Origin of the sequence: Pseudomonas floridensis, from assembly GCF_002087235.1 — a bacterium.
Classification (GTDB): domain Bacteria; phylum Pseudomonadota; class Gammaproteobacteria; order Pseudomonadales; family Pseudomonadaceae; genus Aquipseudomonas; species Aquipseudomonas floridensis.
The window spans coordinates 1-16,011 of the sequence record NZ_MUIO01000032.1; the positions used below are offsets into that span (position 1 = coordinate 1).

Here is a 16,011-nt window from a genome sequence, read left to right on the forward strand (position 1 = left end):
GGCTCATGGTCCCCCAGCGCCAAGGCCAGAGCTGCAGGGGCGCCGGTCAAGGTCAATATCAGCAAGATCGAGCCGGGCCAGCAGATGGTCGCCGAGTGGCGCGGTCAGCCGGTGTTCATTCTTCGACGTACACCGGAAATACTCGATAACCTCGGCAAGCTGACCGGGCAATTGTCCGACCCTGACTCTAAAGACTCCGTCCAGCCTCGCTACGTCGACCCGAGTGTGCGTTCGATCAGGCCCGAAATCGTGTTGCTGGTCGGCATCTGCACGCATCTGGGATGTTCGCCGACCTTCCGTCCCGAAATCGCGCCTGTCGACCTTGGCAAAGATTGGGTGGGCGGCTATTTCTGTCCTTGTCACGGCTCTCATTACGATCTGGCCGGGCGGGTATACAAGTCGCAGCCCGCGCCCCTGAATCTGCCGGTACCGCCGTATTCCTATGAGTCGGACTCGGTCATTGTCATTGGCGTCGATCAGGAGGGCGTGTGATGGGCAGGCTGGTGGACTGGATAGATGCGCGCTTTCCCGCCACGAAGATGTGGGAAGACCATCTCAGCAAATACTACGTGCCGCGCAACTTCAATTTCTTCTATTTCTTCGGCTCGCTGGCCTTGCTGGTGTTGGTCAACCAGCTCCTGACCGGCATATGGCTGACGATGAGCTACACGCCCACCGCTGAGGGCGCATTCGCATCGATCGAGTACATCATGCGCGATGTCGAGTACGGCGCCATTCTGCGTCTGCTGCATTCGACAGGGGCTTCCGCGTTCTTTATCGTCGTCTACCTGCACATGTTTCGCGGGCTGCTTTACGGTTCCTACCAGAAGCCGCGTGAGCTGGTCTGGATTTTCGGCATGCTCATTTATCTGAGTCTGATGGCTGAGGCCTTCATGGGTTACCTGCTGCCCTGGGGGCAGATGTCCTATTGGGGGGCGCAGGTGATCATCTCGCTGTTCGGGGCGATTCCGCTGATAGGTGAAGACCTGACCCAGTGGATTCGGGGTGATTATCTGGTGTCCGGGATTACCCTTAACCGTTTCTTCGCGCTGCACGTCGTGGCGTTGCCCATCGTGATTCTCGGTCTGGTGGTCCTGCATATTCTGGCGCTGCACGAAGTGGGTTCGAACAACCCGGATGGCATTGATATCAAGAAACACAAGGATGAAAACGGCAAGCCTCTGGACGGGATTGCCTTCCATCCGTATTTCACCCTCAAGGACCTGGTGGGCGTCGTGGTGTTTCTGTTCGTTTTTTGTACGGTAGTGTTCTTCTTTCCCGAAATGGGTGGCTACTTTCTGGAGAAGCCGAATTTCGAGGCGGCCAATGCTTTCAAGACACCGGAGCACATTGCGCCGGTCTGGTACTTCACGCCGTTCTACGCCATTTTGCGCGCCGTTCCGGACAAGCTGATGGGCGTCATGGCGATGGGCTCAGCCATTGCTGTGCTATTTGTCCTGCCTTGGCTCGATCGCAGTCCGGTCAGGTCGATGCGTTATAAGGGCTGGATAAGCCGGGTCGCGTTGGGGTTGTTCTGCGTGGCTTTTGTGACGCTGGGCTATCTGGGCGTTCAGCCGCCTACGCCTGGGCGAACAGTGGTGGCGCAGGTCTGCGCCTGTGTGTACTTCGCTTACTTCCTGTTGATGCCGTTCTACACCCGGCTGGAGCGCACGCGGCCGTTGCCGGAAAGGGTGACGGGGTGATGAAAAGGCTACTGGCGGTCTTGATTCTGGTGATGTTGCCGACGCTGCTCTTTGCCGCAGAAGGCGGTGCGACGCTTGAGCATGTCGATATCGACGTGTCCGACAAGGCGGCATTGCAGGACGGCGCACGCACATTCGTCAATTACTGCATGGGCTGCCACAGCGCCAAATACCAGCGTTATGAGCGAGTGGCCGACGATCTGGGAATTCCCCATGACGTAATGCTCGAAAAGCTGGTGTTCACTGGCGCAAGGATTGGCGATCACATGGAGATCGGCATGCAGTCGGCGGATGCGAAAAACTGGTTCGGCACCGCCCCGCCCGACCTGACACTGGTGGCGCGGGTGCGGGGCAATGACTGGCTCTACGGCTATCTGCGGTCTTTCTATGAGGATCCGGCGCGGCTTTGGGGCGTCAACAACAGGGTTTTCCCCAATGTCGGCATGCCGAACGTGCTGGCGGGGTTGCAGGGTCGTCAGGTCATTGGTTGCAATCAAGTGCAGATCGTGGAAGGCGGCAAGAAACGGTATGACCCTTTGAGTGGGGCGCCGCTCACCCATGAGGCGTGCGATCAACTGACCCTCATTCCCGATTCAGGCAGCCTGAGTCCTGAGCAATTCGATGAGAAGATCCGCAATCTGGTGACGTTTCTCGATTACTCGGCCAATCCGGTCAAGCTCAAACATCAGCGCATTGGCACTTACGTGCTGCTGTACCTGGCCTTCCTGCTGGTATTTGTCTACCTGCTCAAACGCGAATACTGGAAGGACGTGCACTGATCAGGTGTCACGTCGGCTTTACAAGGTATGCGGCGTTGCAGCCTTAACGTCGGTCAAATGCGCGGCAAGCATCCTATCGGGGCAAGATTACAGAATTTGTTGGCGTAAATGAGCTATCGTGTCGCCCGCAGCGAACACCGGCCCTGTTGCATTCGTCATTGAAGGCGACTTGTGGGGTGTTCGTTCGTCTGTCCGATAAACTTCAACAAGCGAGGAGGATCGCCATGGGCGTGACCAATCGGTTGGCCTGTTACTCCGACCCCGCCGACCACTATTCCCATCGTGTGCGCATCGTGCTCGCCGAGAAGAGTGTCAGCGCCGAAATCATTGACGTTGTGGCTGGGCGTCATCCGCCGCAATTGATTGAGGTGAACCCGTACGGCAGCGTGCCCACACTGGTTGACCGCGATCTGGCGTTGTATGAGTCCACGGTGGTGATGGAGTACCTGGACGAGCGTTATCCGCATCCGCCGCTGTTGCCTGTCTACCCGGTGGCGCGCGCCAACAGCCGTCTGCTGATCCACCGGATACAGCGCGACTGGTGCGGGCTCGTGGATCTGATTCTGGATCCGCGCAGCAAAGAGCCTGCGCGCGTACAGGCGCGTAAGGAATTGCGCGAGAGCCTGACCGGGGTTTCCCCGCTGTTTGCGGAAAAAGCTTTTTTCCTGAGCGACGAGCAAAGTCTTGTCGATTGCTGTCTACTCCCCATACTTTGGCGTTTGCCGATTTTGGGTATTGAATTGCCACGGCCCGCCAAGCCGTTGCTTGATTACATGGAGCGCCAATTTGCGCGTGAGGCTTTTCAGGCAAGTCTGTCTGCCGCCGAACGTGAAATGCGCTAAGGCTTAAGGAGCCGTTGATGAACTCCAGTCGCCCTTATCTGGTTCGTGCTCTTTATGAGTGGATCGTTGATAACGATTGCACCCCGCATGTGCTGGTCAATGCGGAATATCCGTCCGTGCAGGTTCCTCAGGGATTTGCCAATGATGGACAGATTGTCCTGAACGTTTCGCCAAGTGCTGTGCGGCACCTGCACATGGATAACGAAGCGGTCAGTTTTGAAGGCCGCTTCGGTGGTGTGCCCCATACGCTGTATGTCCCGGTTGCCGCCATTCTGGGGATTTATGCCCGGGAGAACGGTCAAGGCATGGTTTTCGATCTGGAACCCTCCATGGAAGAAGACGAGATCGAGCTGGACGACGGTGATGATTCTCCGCCGGACAACGAGCCGCCTCGCCCGACGGGCAGGCCGAGTCTGAAAGTAGTGAAATAAAAAAAGGCGATCCGAGAGGATCGCCTTTTTCATGTGCGCCGCGTGGGGGTCAGTCGATGTATTCGAACAGTTTGACGATTTTCTGGACGCCAGACACGCCTTGAACCAGGTTGGTGGCGCGGTTTGCTTCGTCCTGAGTGACCAGGCCCAGCAGGAACACAATACCGTTCTCGGTCACGACCTTGATGCGTGAGCCAGGGATGGACGCATCGGCGATCATCTGGCTTTTGACCTTGGTCGTCAGCCACGCGTCATTGTTGCGAGCGAGCAGTGAGGAAGGTGCCATCACCTGCAGTTCGTTGTTGACCTTCTTGACGCGCTGTACGGCGCTTGCAGCCTGTTCGGCCGTGGCCTTGAGGTCTGCGCGCGGAACCTGACCGGCCAGCAGCACGATACCGTTGAAGCTGGTCACGACGATGTGCGAGCCTTCGGCCAGATCAGGGCTGGCTTTGGAGATGTTCACGGCTGCCTTGGTTTCGATCAGTGAGTCATCGATCTTGCTGCCAAAGGTGCGTGTGCCACGATCATCCTCGATCGGCTTTTCGCGGGTGGCGGTGATTACCGAGCTGCATCCGGTCACGCTCAGGCACAGTGTCAGAACCAGTAGGCTAAGACGATTAGGGGTCATTCTTCACTCCCGAACAGTTGGCTGTCGATCAAATCGCAGAGGCAATGGATCGCCAGCAGATGGACTTCTTGTATGCGTGCCGTGACGTTGGCCGGTACGCGAATTTCCACGTCTTCCGGCAACAGCAGCGAAGCCATTCCGCCACCGTCGCGTCCCGTCAATGCTACGACAATCATTTCGCGATCATGTGCGGCCTGGATGGCCTGAATAATATTCGCCGAGTTGCCGCTGGTGGAAATGGCCAGCAGCACATCGCCTGGTTGGCCCAGCGCGCGGATCTGTTTGGAAAAGATCTCGTTGTAGCTGTAATCGTTGGCGATCGAGGTGATGGTCGAGCTGTCGGTCGTCAGTGCGATGGCGGGCAGGCTTGGGCGTTCGCGTTCGAACCGGTTGAGCAGTTCGGAAGAGAAGTGTTGGGCGTCGCCGGCCGAACCGCCGTTGCCACACGAAAGCATTTTGCCTTCGTTGAGCAGGGCATTGACCATGACCTGGCTGGCTTGCTCGATAAAGGGTGCAAGGACTTCCATCGCCTGTTGCTTGGTATCGATGCTGGCTTGAAACAGCCGGCGAATTCGGGATTGCATGTCCATCAATGTGACCTTAATTAGAGCGTACGGCGGCTGCCCGGCATGGCGGTGTGCAGCCCGCAAAGCAATAGCGAAATCGGTGGTAGTGGTGGCTTCGTGCCGGTCATGACTGAGCTGAAGCCTGTCAGCTGTCGAATGCGTTTTTAATCCAGTTCAAGGGCGCACTGTTACCCGGAGCGCCTTCAACCGCAATCACATCGAAACGACAAGGATAGCGGGCCCAGTCCGACTCTTGTTGCAGGAAGAGCTGTGCGGCCGTGGCAAGCCTGGCCTGTTTGCGAAAATCGACGCTTTCTACCGCGCCACCCCAGCCGGAATGGCGTCGGTAGCGAACTTCGACGAATACTACTGTATCGCCGTCGAGCATGACTAGATCAAGCTCGCCACGTTTGCATAACCAGTTCTGTGTAATCAGGCGCAGACCCTGTCGTTGCAGGTGCAGCAGGGCGTAGGCTTCGGCCTCGCGCCCTGCTTGTTGCCGGGTGTTGCCTGGAATCAAGGCGCGGTGTCCGGAAGGCGCTGGATCTTGCCGTCCACGAACTCAGCCCATGGCAGTTGACGTTCCACGCGGCGACCAGGGTTCATGCTCAGGCTGCCGGACAGGCCGTCGATGCGGCTGTCGGGCAGGGTCTTGAGCTGACTCAGGCGCGGCGCCAGACGGTAGGCATCGATGCCCATCGCGTACAGGCGTCCGAGGCTGCCTGCGGCTTGTGGCCACTGGGCGGTGACTTGCTGGCGCAGTGGGTCGTTGGCATTGAGCAGCCATGGCGTTTCGCAGAAGCGCACACCATTCAGGTCCATGTACTGGGCGTGATCGTTGCTGTTGGTGAACAGGTGCGAGGTGGCGTACACCGGTACGTCACCTGCGTACTGGAACACCATGGTCGGCTTGATCTGTTGGGCCTGTTGAGGTGTGGCGGCGAGGAACATGAAGTCGATGTCCTGACGGCGGCTCGGCTGCGCGGAAACATCGGTACCGACTGTGCTTTGCAAGCGCTGGGCGCGGCCTTCGCTTTTGCGCAGCTGGAACAGGTCGGCGACCTGTTGGGCCAGTTCGACCGGTTGATCGACGTGCTCGGCGGCGATCAGCGTGCCGCCCTTGGCTTGCCAGCTCTTGCGGAATGCATCCAGTACGCGATCGCCCCATTCGCCTTTCGGCACCATGGCGACGGCGCTGCGCTTGCCATCGGCCCAGGCACGACGTGCGACCTCGCGGGCTTCGTCTTCTGCGGCAAGACCGAATTGAAACAGTTGAGGTGGGCCTTCGTTGCCCGCGTCGCTGTAATTGAGCGCCAGCGTGGTGATAGGCAGTTGCTCACGGCTGTTGAGTTGCTTGACCAGGTTCTTTTCCAGTGGGCCTACCACCAGTTGCACGCCGGCCGCCTGGGCCTGGCGATAGAACTCGTCCATCGAGGTCAGGCGCGAGCTGTCGAAGACCTGGATCGCTGGCGGATTCTGACCCGCCTGTTGCGCCTGATAATGGGCGGCCATGAAGCCTTCGCGCAGCGCCTTGGCAACTGCGGCCAGTTGGCCATCCTGCGGCAGCAGCAGGGCGATTTTGGTCAGTGGCTCGCTGGTCAGCGCGCGCAGTTGAGCGAGAGCGGTCGGCAGTTGAGCGGCAGCCGGATGCTGCGGGTTCTGGGCTTTCCAGGTGTCGATCGCCGCTTGTTGCTGTTCCAGCGTACCGGCACCTTTCACCGAGCGGGCAAGGCTCAGCCAGCCGCCCATGTCGCCGGAGGCGTTGGCCTGCAGTTGTTCAGCTGGCAATGCGGACACCAGTTTCCAGATCGCATCATTGTTGGCGCTGGCTTCTGCGCCTTGCAGCAGCGGACCGGCAAAGACGCGCTCGTTGGCGGCGGGCAGGATCTGGCCGTCGGCTTCCAGGGCGCGGGCCTTGACCGTGTGAGTGCGGACCTGCTGTTCGACCGACAGCTCGCCCAGGCGCTGCATGCTTGGGTGGTTAAGGGCGGTCAGTGCGGCTTTGGGCTGGTTGCGACCCAACGCCAGCTCGGCGGACAGCGTGCTGGCGAATACCTGCAGGCCGGGCTTGAGCTGATCCAGCTGAACCTGACCAAGAATCTGCGCGGCGCGACCGGTGTCATTCTGGCGGTTGGCCAGATCGGCAGCGCTCAGACGCAACGTCGCAGCCTGTTCGGGGTTTTTTGCAGCCGCGGCCTGATCGAGCAGTTGCTCGATGCTGGCATCAGGAGTGCGAGGAAGCTCGCCAAGGCTGGACGAGGGCGAGCTGGCACAGGCTGCGAGAAGCGCAGCGAGGCAGAGGGCAGAGAACAGCCGCAGACAAGCGATCATTGATGTGTTCCTGATACTCAAGCGAATTAACGGCGAATTGTACCCAAGCACTGGCCGGGGCGCGACTTCGAAGGTGTGATATTGATTGTGATAGGGTCTTCTATCTGACAATTCTTTCAGTTGCAGCAACGTGTGATGTACAGCCTTGATGAATGATCATGTTCTTTATTCCTTTTTCAAGCTTCCCTGACGCTCGAACCGTCGATTCGGGCCGCACGCTGTACACTGTGTTTTTTTGTCCATCACGTTAATGAACATGAGGTCTGCGCTTTGACTGTCCCGGTTGCTTCGAATTCCACTCCTGGCTCGCTTTATGTGGTGGCTACGCCTATCGGCAATCTGGATGACATGAGTGTGCGGGCGCTGAAAGTGTTGCGTGAGGTTGCCCTTATTGCTGCGGAAGATACACGGCACTCGTCGCGACTGATGCAGCACTTCGGTATATCCACTCCATTGGCGGCGTGCCATGAGCACAACGAGCGTGATGAGGGTAGTCGCTTTATTACCCGTCTGCTGGCCGGGGATGATGTTGCACTTATTTCCGATGCCGGCACGCCGCTGATTTCCGATCCCGGGTATCACCTTGTGCGTCAGGCGCGCGCTGCTGGCGTGCCGGTGGTTCCAGTGCCGGGCGCCTGCGCGCTTATCGCGGCGTTGTCGGCGGCCGGGCTTCCGTCGGATCGATTCATATTCGAAGGTTTTCTGCCAGCCAAGGCGGTGGGGCGCAGCGCCAGGCTGGAGCTGGTCAAAGAAGAGCCGCGCACACTCATCTTCTATGAGGCACCGCACCGCATTCTTGAATGCCTTCAGGATATGGAGCGGGTGTTCGGAGCCGAGCGTTCTGCGCTGCTGGCGCGAGAAATAACCAAAACCTTCGAGACGCTCAAGGGGCTGCCTTTGGGTGAGTTGCGTGCTTTTGTCGAAGCCGACAGTAACCAGCAGCGTGGAGAGTGCGTTGTGTTGGTCGCCGGCTGGACCCCGCCGGAGGATGAAGATGTGATCGGTGCCGAGGCGCGCAGGATTCTCGATCTGCTGCTTGAGGAAATGCCGCTCAAGCGTGCTGCAGCGCTGGCTGCAGAGATAACCGGGGTGCGTAAGAACCTGCTGTATCAGGTAGCGCTGGACAAGCAGAAAGGCTGACAAAAGCAGATTTTTCAAGGGCTCACGCGAACCGCGCATGCTTTTAAAGCTTGTTCTCGGTGGCCTGTGCCGCTAACCTTGTCGGCGGAGAGTCGATTGGACAGTCGCTGCCTCTTGTTGTTCCGCAACAAGGGGGGGAGGAAAGTCCGGGCTCCATAGGGCGGAGTGCCAGGTAACGCCTGGGAGGCGTGAGCCTACGGAAAGTGCCACAGAAAATAACCGCCTAAGCACTTCGGTGCCGGTAAGGGTGAAAAGGTGCGGTAAGAGCGCACCGCACGTCTGGCAACAGTTCGTGGCAAGGTAAACCCCACTCGGAGCAAGACCAAATAGGGTTCCTAGGCGTGGCCCGCGCTGGAACCGGGTAGGTTGCTAAAGACGTCCAGTGATGGCCGTCGTAGAGGAATGACTGTCCTCGACAGAACCCGGCTTACAGATCGACTCTCCACCTTTTTCTCCCCTCTGTTTTTAAGCAGCAAAATCCCCGCGTAATACCAAAAAAATCTTAAACCTCATAAATCACTTTAACTTCAAACCCTAGCGGATTGAGTTCAAGGGGGTTTGTCTGTCAGAACCTTCTGTAATTTAGCTCCATCCCTCCAATACCACTCCTAAATCTGCGAAATGTAAGGCTTTTCCTTGAGAGCGTGCCTTGACGGTGTGGCAGGCGCATTCCTATAGTGTGCGCAAGTGGCAGAAAGTGGCACGAAGTGGGTTTTTTGAGCGCAAAAAGCTAATATTTGGAGAATGCGCCTGTGTTCCGTGGTGCCAACGCGATCAATCTCGATGCCAAGGGCCGTCTCGCTATGCCGAGTCGGTACCGTGACGAGTTGGATTCGCGTAGCGCCGGTCAATTGATTGTGACCATAGATGCCGTTGATCCCTGCTTGTGTCTTTATCCGCTGTCCGAGTGGGAACTGATAGAAGCCAAACTTCGTGAGCTCGCAACGTTTCGTGAAGAAAACCGCCGTTTGCAGCGGCTTTTGATTGGTAATGCAGTCGATCTTGAGCTGGATGGCAGCGGGCGTTTTCTGGTTCCCCCACGCCTGCGCGAATACGCCAGACTGGATAAGCGCGTCATGCTCGTGGGGCAACTCAACAAGTTTCAACTGTGGGACGAGGACGCCTGGAACGCTCTTGCTGACGCCGACCTTGCTGCCATTCAACAACCCGGCGCGATGCCCGATGAATTACGTGACCTGATCCTGTGACTATGAATAGCGGCTTTACCCACATCACCGTACTGCTCGAAGAAGCCGTGGAGGCTCTCGCGTTGCGTGCGGATGGCTGCTATATGGACGGCACGTTCGGTCGCGGCGGTCACAGTCGTTTGATACTCAGCCGTCTCGGACCCGATGGCAGGCTGCTCGGGTTCGACAAGGACCCTCAAGCGATTGCCACGGGGCAAACGCTAGCGGCCGAAGACGGCCGCTTTGTCATTGTGCAGCGCAGCTTTGCCGAACTGGGTTCGGAGGCTCAAGAACGTGGCCTGGCGGGCAAAGTCAGCGGTATTCTGCTGGACCTTGGCGTGTCATCGCCGCAGCTTGACGACCCGGAGCGCGGTTTCAGTTTCATGAACGATGGCCCGCTGGACATGCGCATGGACCCGACGCGCGGTGTCAGTGCGGCCGAGTTCATCGCCACCGCGCCTGCCGAAGAAATCGCCAGGGTCTTCAAGGAATACGGCGAAGAGCGTTTCGCCAAGCGGATGGCCAATGCCGTCGTGCAGCGTCGCGAAATTCAGCCTTTCGAGCGTACGGCCGATCTGGCCGAAGTCCTCAAGGTCGCCAACCCTGCCTGGGAAAAAGGCAAGAATCCTGCAACGCGGGCCTTCCAGGGCCTGCGTATTCACGTCAATAACGAACTGGGCGATCTGGAAGCGGGCCTTGAGGCCGCGCTGGACGCACTGGAAGTCGGTGGCCGCCTGGTCGTGATCAGCTTTCACTCGCTGGAAGACCGGATCGTCAAACTGTTCATGCGCAAGCTCGCCAAGGGCGAAGCTGACAACATGCCGCGCAACCTGCCGATCCAGTTCAAGGCATTCGAGCCGAAGATCAAGATCCACGGCAAGGCGCAGTTTGCATCGGACACCGAAACCAAAGCCAATCCACGCTCGCGCAGTGCTGTCATGCGCGTAGCGGAGAAGCTCAGGTGAGCCGGCTTTTCCTGAAACCCCTGCCAGGCGGCAGCTTTATCATGCTGCTGCTGTTCATTGCCGTCCTCGTGTCGGCAATTGGCGTTTCCTACAGTGCGCATTTGAACCGCCAGTTGCTCAATTCGCTGTATTCGGAAATGAGCGTACGCGACAAGGCTCAGGCCGAGTGGGGTCGTCTGATCCTTGAGCAGAGCACCTGGACAGCGCATAGCCGGATCGAGACGCTGGCGACCGAACAATTGAAAATGCGTATTCCCAACGCTGCCGAAGTACGGATGGTGGCGCCATGATGAAACTGGATGGCGCTCTTTACCCGTGGCGGTTTCGCGTTGTCGTGGGCTTGCTGGTCAGTCTGGTGCTCGCCATCTGCTGGCGCATCGTCGACTTGCAGGTCATCGACCATACGTTCCTTAAAGAACAGGGCGATGCGCGCAGCCTGCGCCATATTCCCATTCCGGCGCACCGTGGCCTGATCACCGACCGTAACGGCGAGCCGCTGGCGGTGAGTACGCCAGTCACCACCCTGTGGGCCAACCCGCGCGAAATGCAGCAGGACAAGTCGAAGTGGCCGGCACTGGCTGCGGCGATGGGGCAGGACCTCAGGGCTTTGACCGAGCGTCTCGATGCCCAGGCCACCAAGGAATTCATTTATCTGGTTCGCGGCCTGACACCTGAGCAGGGTCAATCGGTCCTCGATCTCAAGGTTCCCGGTGTCTACGGCATCGAGGAATTTCGTCGTTTCTATCCGGCGGGCGATGTGACCGCTCACATGGTCGGCTTCACCGACCTTGACGACCATGGTCGCGAAGGGGTCGAGCTGGCCTATGACGACTGGCTCGCCGGAGTGCCCGGCAAGCGGCAGGTCATCAAGGACCGGCGAGGTCGACTGATCAAGGACGTACAGGTAACCAAGAACGCCAAGGCCGGCAAGACCTTGGCTTTGTCTATTGATCTGCGCCTGCAATACCTGGCGACCCGCGAGCTGCGCAACGCCATCGTCGAGAACGAAGCCAAGGCGGGCAGTCTGGTGATCATGGACGTCAAGACCGGCGAAGTGCTGGCGATGGTCAACCAGCCGACCTACAACCCGAACAACCGTCGCACCATGGTGCCGGCTGCCATGCGCAACCGGGCGATCATCGACGTGTTCGAGCCGGGTTCTACCATGAAGCCGATTTCGATGACCGCCGCCCTGGACAGTGGCCGCTGGAAACCGACCGACAAGGTCGAGGTGTATCCGGGCACGCTACAGATCGGCAAATACACCATTCGTGATGTGACCAAGACCGAAGGTCCGGTGCTTGACCTCACCGGCATCCTGATCAACTCCAGTAACGTGGGCATGAGCAAGGTGGCGTTCGATGTGGGCGGTGAGTCGATCTTCCGCGCCATGCAGCGCGTCGGTTTCGGCCAGTACACTGGCTTGGGTTTCCCGGGCGAACGCGTGGGTAACCTGCCGAACTATCGCGAATGGCGCAAGGCTGAGACCGCCACGCTGTCCTACGGCTACGGCCTGTCCGTAACGGCTTTGCAACTGGTGCACGCTTACGGCGCACTGGCCAACAACGGTCGCATCGTGCCGCTGACGATTCTGAAAAGTGACGCGGCGCCGACGGCGGTTCAGGCCATTCCGGAAACCACGGCCAAGACTCTGCAAGGCATGTTGCAGCAAGTGATCGAAGACCCGCGCGGCGTGTATCGCGCCCGTGTGCCGTCCTATCACGTAGGCGGCAAGAGCGGTACGGCGCGCAAGACGTCCATCGGCACCAAGGGCTATGCGGAAAACTCCTATCGCTCGCTGTTCGCCGGATTCGGTCCGATGAGCAACCCGCGCTATGCGATCGTCGTGGTGATCGACGAACCGAGCAAAGGCGGTTACTACGGCGGCCTGGTTTCGGCCCCGGTATTCAGCAAGGTCATGTCCGGTACGTTGCGGTTGATGAACGTGTCGCCAGACAACCTCGCGCCTGAACAAGTCAACGCTGCCCCTGCAGTCGTAAAAGGAGGGCGCGGTTAATGGCCTTTAATCTGAGCAAGCTTTTCGCCCATACCGACCGCGACGCACTGATTCGCGAGTTGACTCTCGATAGCCGCAATGTGCGTCCGGGCGATCTGTTCCTGGCTATTCCCGGTCTCAAGGTCGATGGTCGCGCGCACATCGCCGATGCGCTCAAGCGTGGCGCAGCCGCAGTGGCTTATGAGGCCGAAGGCGCGACCGTGCTGCCGATCACTGATGTGCCACTGATACCGGTTAAAGGGTTGGCGGCGCAGTTGTCCGCCATCGCCGGTCGCTTCTATGGTGACCCGAGCCGCAGTTTGAATCTGGTAGGCGTCACCGGCACCAACGGCAAGACCAGCGTCACTCAACTGGTGGCCCAGGCGCTCGACCTGCTGGGTCAGCATTGCGGCATCGTGGGTACGCTGGGCACCGGTTTCTATGGCGCGCTGCAAAGCGGTCGCCACACCACGCCAGACCCGATTGCCGTTCAGGCGACTCTGACCGATCTGCGCAAGGCCGGCGCGCGCGCCGTGGCGATGGAAGTGTCTTCCCATGGTCTGGATCAAGGGCGTGCGACGGCGCTGGCGTTCGACGTGGCCGTATTGACCAACCTGTCTCGCGATCATCTGGACTATCACGGCACCATGCAAGCCTATGGCGCTGCCAAGGCCAAGCTGTTCGCCTGGCCCGATCTGCATTGCCGCGTCATCAATCTGGATGACGCATTCGGTCGCGAGCTGGCAGCCGTGAAGCACGAGTCGCGACTCATTACCTACAGCCTGCTCGACAGCTCGGCTTATCTGTACTGCCGCGACGCAAAATTCGACGACGATGGCGTGCGCGCCACCCTCGTCACGCCGCAAGGCCAGCATTTCCTGCGCAGCAGCCTGTTGGGCCGCTTCAACCTGAGCAACGTACTGGCCGCAATCGGTGCCTTGCTCGGTCTGGATTACGCGCTGGATGAAATCCTCAAGGTGCTGCCGAAACTCGAAGGGCCGGTCGGACGCATGCAGCGTCTGGGTGGTGCCGACAAGCCGCTGGTAGTGGTCGATTACGCCCATACGCCCGACGCGCTGGAAAAAGTCCTTGAAGCCTTGCGCCCGCATGCCAAAGGTCAACTCCTTTGCCTGTTCGGCTGCGGTGGCGATCGTGATCGCGGCAAGCGCCCGCTGATGGCCGAAGTGGTCGAGCGGCTGTCCGATGGCGTGCTGGTAACCGACGACAACCCTCGCAGCGAAGCGCCTGCGCAGATTTTCGATGACATTCGTGCAGGCTTCGCCGCTGCCGACAGGGTGCGTTTCGTTGAAGGTCGCGGTGTGGCCATCGCAGAGTTGATTGCCAGTGCCAAGGCTGACGACGTGATCGTGCTGGCCGGCAAGGGGCATGAGGATTATCAGGAAATCGATGGTCAGCGCCACGCGTTCTCCGATCTGGAAGAGGCCAACAAGGCCTTGGCAGCATGGGAGTCTGCAAATGCTTAAGCCATTGATGTTCAGCGAACTGGTTGCGCCGCTCGACGCCCGTCTGGTGGGCAATGACTGTAGCTTCGATGGTGTCAGCACCGACAGTCGCGCGATTGTGCCGGGTCAATTGTTCGTAGCGTTGACCGGTCCTCGCTTCGATGGTCATGCCTATCTGGATCAGGTCGCTGCGAAAGGTGCCGTTGGCGCACTGGTCGAACGTGAAATCGTCGGCGCCAACCTGCCGCAACTGGTCGTCCTGGATACCCGCAAAGCGCTGGCACAACTGAGTGCGATCAACCGTAACGCGTTCGTCGACCGTCCGGTTGCCGCCGTTACCGGTTCCAGTGGCAAGACCACGGTCAAGGAAATGCTGGCCAGCATTCTGCGCACGCGCGGGCCGGTTCTGGCGACCCGTGGCAACCTCAATAACGACCTCGGCGTGCCACTGACCTTGCTGGAACTGGCACCTGAGTACACATCGGCGGTCATCGAACTGGGTGCTTCGCGTGTTGGCGAGATCGCCTACACCGTCAGCCTGACCAAGCCTCATGTGGCGATACTGACCAACGCAGGCACCGCACATGTCGGTGAGTTCGGCGGCCCGGAGCGTATCGTCGAAGCCAAAGGCGAAATCATCGACGGCCTCAATGCCACTGGCGTTGCCGTACTGAACCTGGACGACAAGGCTTTCCCGATCTGGCGCCAGCGCGCCGGTGACCGCAACGTGCTGACCTTCGCCTTGAGCAACACCGCTGCCGACCTGCACGCCAGCGATCTCGACCGTGACCCGCGTGGATGCCCGCAGTTCGTGCTGAACAGTCCGTCGGGTAGCGCGCACGTGCAACTGAATCTTCTGGGCACCCACAACGTGACCAATGCGCTGGCCGCTGCGGCTGCCGGGTGTGCGATGGGTGTCAGCCTGGAAGGCATCGTCGAAGGCCTGAACAACGTGCAACCGGTCAAGGGCCGTGCCGTCCCGCACATTGCCAGCAACGGCATGCGCGTGATTGACGACACCTACAATGCCAACCCGTCATCGGTGAACGCGGCCGTCGATCTTCTGATCAGCTTCCCAGGCCGGACCGTTCTGGTACTGGGCGACATCGGTGAGCTGGGCGACTGGGCCGAGCAGGGCCACCACGACGTGGGTGCCTATGCTGCGGGCAAGGTGTCAGCTCTTTACGCTGTTGGCCCGCTGATGACTCATGCCGTGAGCGCCTTTGGTCCGCACGCATACCATTTCGCCACTCAGGCCGAGCTGATTGAAGCGCTCGGCGCCGAGCAAGATAAAAACACCACTTTATTGATCAAGGGCTCGCGTAGTGCCGCGATGGAAAACATCGTGGCTGCTCTGTGCGGTTCTAGCCTGGAGAAACATTAATGCTGCTGCTGTTGGCCGAGTTCTTACAACAGTTCTACAAAGGCTTCGCAGTCTTTCAGTACCTGTCTTTGCGCGGGATTCTTGGCGTGCTCACTGCGCTGACGCTTTCGTTGTGCCTGGGCCCGTGGATGATTCGTACCCTGCAGATGCGCCAGATCGGCCAGTCGGTGCGCAATGACGGTCCGCAATCGCATCTCTCCAAGTCCGGCACGCCTACCATGGGTGGCGCGCTGATTCTTTCCTCCATCGGCATCAGCACCCTGTTGTGGGCTGATTTGAGCAACCGCTACGTCTGGGTCGTGCTGCTCGTCACGCTGCTGTTCGGTGCGATTGGCTGGGTCGACGATTACCGCAAAGTGATCGAAAAGAACTCGCGTGGTCTACCGAGCCGCTGGAAATATTTCTGGCAGTCGGTGTTCGGCCTGTGTGCGGCGATCTTCCTGTATACGACTGCGCCGTCCGCCACTGAAACCACGCTGATCGTACCGATGCTCAAGGACGTCCGCATCCCGCTGGGCATTGGTTTCGTGGTGCTGACTTATTTCGTGATCGTTGGCTCCAGCAACGCCGTGAACCTGACCGATGGCCTGGACGGT

17 protein-coding genes and 1 other RNA gene are annotated in these 16,011 nt (G+C 59.3%); 14 read left to right on the forward strand and 4 right to left on the reverse strand.

Translation table 11 applies throughout. The annotated features are described in order from the left end of the window. The 5 genes from petA to BZK31_RS10435 all read left to right on the forward strand — a co-directional run. Positions 1-492: ubiquinol-cytochrome c reductase iron-sulfur subunit (gene petA / locus BZK31_RS10415; RefSeq protein WP_083182588.1), on the forward strand; the 492-nt coding region annotated here is incomplete at its 5' end. Further along, entirely contained in the window at positions 492-1,703 is a 1,212-nt protein-coding gene (locus BZK31_RS10420) for a cytochrome b (RefSeq protein ID WP_083182589.1), read from the forward strand. The genes petA and BZK31_RS10420, both read left to right, overlap by 1 nt. Next, the gene (locus BZK31_RS10425) at positions 1,703-2,482 is read left to right on the forward strand and encodes a cytochrome c1 (RefSeq protein WP_083182590.1); all 780 of its coding nucleotides are present in this window, start codon (positions 1,703-1,705) and stop codon (positions 2,480-2,482) included. The genes BZK31_RS10420 and BZK31_RS10425 overlap by 1 nt, the downstream gene beginning before the upstream one ends. Positions 2,483-2,706: 224 nt before the next feature. After that, positions 2,707-3,324, forward strand: a complete 618-nt coding sequence (locus tag BZK31_RS10430) for a glutathione S-transferase N-terminal domain-containing protein (RefSeq protein ID WP_025996306.1) — start codon at positions 2,707-2,709, stop codon at positions 3,322-3,324. A 17-nt stretch (positions 3,325-3,341) separates the two neighbouring features. Next, positions 3,342-3,755 (forward strand): ClpXP protease specificity-enhancing factor, encoded by a 414-nt coding sequence (locus tag BZK31_RS10435; protein ID WP_083182591.1) that lies wholly within the window; start codon positions 3,342-3,344, stop codon positions 3,753-3,755. Positions 3,756-3,804: 49 nt separating this feature from the next. Here the strand turns inward: BZK31_RS10435 and BZK31_RS10440 are convergent, their stop codons facing one another. From BZK31_RS10440 to BZK31_RS10455, 4 genes are all read right to left on the reverse strand, one after another. After that, positions 3,805-4,383: a BON domain-containing protein gene (locus tag BZK31_RS10440; protein ID WP_083182592.1), complete on the reverse strand. Its 579-nt coding sequence runs from the start codon at positions 4,381-4,383 to the stop codon at positions 3,805-3,807. After that, a complete protein-coding gene (locus BZK31_RS10445) occupies positions 4,380-4,973 on the reverse strand; it encodes a phosphoheptose isomerase (RefSeq protein ID WP_083182593.1) in 594 nt (197 codons plus the stop codon). The genes BZK31_RS10440 and BZK31_RS10445 overlap by 4 nt, the downstream gene beginning before the upstream one ends. Before the next feature lie 121 nt (positions 4,974-5,094). Continuing rightward, complete coding sequence (locus BZK31_RS10450; protein WP_083182594.1) at positions 5,095-5,469, reverse strand: YraN family protein; 375 nt, start codon at positions 5,467-5,469, stop codon at positions 5,095-5,097. Then, the gene (locus BZK31_RS10455; RefSeq protein ID WP_083182595.1) at positions 5,466-7,280 is read right to left on the reverse strand and encodes a penicillin-binding protein activator; all 1,815 of its coding nucleotides are present in this window, start codon (positions 7,278-7,280) and stop codon (positions 5,466-5,468) included. Before BZK31_RS10455 ends, BZK31_RS10450 begins: the two co-directional genes overlap by 4 nt. A gap of 270 nt (positions 7,281-7,550) precedes the next feature. Here BZK31_RS10455 and rsmI point away from each other — a divergent pair, with 270 nt between their 5' ends. The 9 genes from rsmI to BZK31_RS10500 all read left to right on the forward strand — a co-directional run. Beyond that, positions 7,551-8,420 (forward strand): 16S rRNA (cytidine(1402)-2'-O)-methyltransferase, encoded by an 870-nt coding sequence (gene rsmI / locus BZK31_RS10460; RefSeq protein WP_083182596.1) that lies wholly within the window; start codon positions 7,551-7,553, stop codon positions 8,418-8,420. 88 nt (positions 8,421-8,508) lie between these two features. After that, an RNA gene (rnpB, locus tag BZK31_RS10465) (RNase P RNA component class A) lies at positions 8,509-8,866 on the forward strand. Positions 8,867-9,172: 306 nt separating this feature from the next. Then, positions 9,173-9,628 carry a division/cell wall cluster transcriptional repressor MraZ gene (gene mraZ, locus BZK31_RS10470; protein ID WP_025996300.1) on the forward strand — a complete coding sequence of 152 codons (456 nt, stop codon included), beginning with the start codon at positions 9,173-9,175 and terminating at the stop codon, positions 9,626-9,628. Between the two features lie 2 nt (positions 9,629-9,630). Beyond that, a complete protein-coding gene (rsmH, locus tag BZK31_RS10475; protein WP_083182597.1) occupies positions 9,631-10,572 on the forward strand; it encodes a 16S rRNA (cytosine(1402)-N(4))-methyltransferase RsmH in 942 nt (313 codons plus the stop codon). Continuing rightward, positions 10,569-10,862, forward strand: a complete 294-nt coding sequence (gene ftsL, locus BZK31_RS10480) for a cell division protein FtsL (RefSeq protein ID WP_083182598.1) — start codon at positions 10,569-10,571, stop codon at positions 10,860-10,862. Before rsmH ends, ftsL begins: the two co-directional genes overlap by 4 nt. After that, positions 10,862-12,589, forward strand: coding sequence for a peptidoglycan D,D-transpeptidase FtsI family protein (locus BZK31_RS10485; RefSeq protein ID WP_167377920.1), 1,728 nt, complete (start codon positions 10,862-10,864; stop codon positions 12,587-12,589). The genes ftsL and BZK31_RS10485 overlap by 1 nt, the downstream gene beginning before the upstream one ends. Next, on the forward strand, positions 12,589-14,052 hold the full coding sequence (locus tag BZK31_RS10490) for a UDP-N-acetylmuramoyl-L-alanyl-D-glutamate--2,6-diaminopimelate ligase (RefSeq protein ID WP_083182600.1): 1,464 nt from the start codon (positions 12,589-12,591) through the stop codon (positions 14,050-14,052). The genes BZK31_RS10485 and BZK31_RS10490 overlap by 1 nt, the downstream gene beginning before the upstream one ends. After that, positions 14,045-15,415: a UDP-N-acetylmuramoyl-tripeptide--D-alanyl-D-alanine ligase gene (locus BZK31_RS10495; protein ID WP_083182601.1), complete on the forward strand. Its 1,371-nt coding sequence runs from the start codon at positions 14,045-14,047 to the stop codon at positions 15,413-15,415. Before BZK31_RS10490 ends, BZK31_RS10495 begins: the two co-directional genes overlap by 8 nt. Continuing rightward, positions 15,415-16,011: MraY family glycosyltransferase (locus BZK31_RS10500; RefSeq protein WP_482822360.1), on the forward strand; the 597-nt coding region annotated here is incomplete at its 3' end. The genes BZK31_RS10495 and BZK31_RS10500, both read left to right, overlap by 1 nt.

What these genes read in the sequence shown, in the direction of transcription:
- BZK31_RS10425 (WP_083182590.1), top strand. Translation starts at nt 1,703, where the DNA reads ATGAAAAGGCTACTGGCGGTCTTGATTCTGGTGATGTTGCCGACGCTG.
- rsmH (WP_083182597.1), top strand. Translation starts at nt 9,631, where the DNA reads ATGAATAGCGGCTTTACCCACATCACCGTACTGCTCGAAGAAGCCGTG.
- BZK31_RS10495 (WP_083182601.1), top strand. Translation starts at nt 14,045, where the DNA reads ATGCTTAAGCCATTGATGTTCAGCGAACTGGTTGCGCCGCTCGACGCC.
- BZK31_RS10430 (WP_025996306.1), top strand. Translation starts at nt 2,707, where the DNA reads ATGGGCGTGACCAATCGGTTGGCCTGTTACTCCGACCCCGCCGACCAC.
- BZK31_RS10485 (WP_167377920.1), top strand. Translation starts at nt 10,862, where the DNA reads ATGAAACTGGATGGCGCTCTTTACCCGTGGCGGTTTCGCGTTGTCGTG.
- BZK31_RS10435 (WP_083182591.1), top strand. Translation starts at nt 3,342, where the DNA reads ATGAACTCCAGTCGCCCTTATCTGGTTCGTGCTCTTTATGAGTGGATC.
- BZK31_RS10420 (WP_083182589.1), top strand. Translation starts at nt 492, where the DNA reads ATGGGCAGGCTGGTGGACTGGATAGATGCGCGCTTTCCCGCCACGAAG.
- BZK31_RS10445 (WP_083182593.1), bottom strand. Translation starts at nt 4,973, where the DNA reads ATGGACATGCAATCCCGAATTCGCCGGCTGTTTCAAGCCAGCATCGAT.
- BZK31_RS10490 (WP_083182600.1), top strand. Translation starts at nt 12,589, where the DNA reads ATGGCCTTTAATCTGAGCAAGCTTTTCGCCCATACCGACCGCGACGCA.
- BZK31_RS10455 (WP_083182595.1), bottom strand. Translation starts at nt 7,280, where the DNA reads ATGATCGCTTGTCTGCGGCTGTTCTCTGCCCTCTGCCTCGCTGCGCTT.
- BZK31_RS10440 (WP_083182592.1), bottom strand. Translation starts at nt 4,383, where the DNA reads ATGACCCCTAATCGTCTTAGCCTACTGGTTCTGACACTGTGCCTGAGC.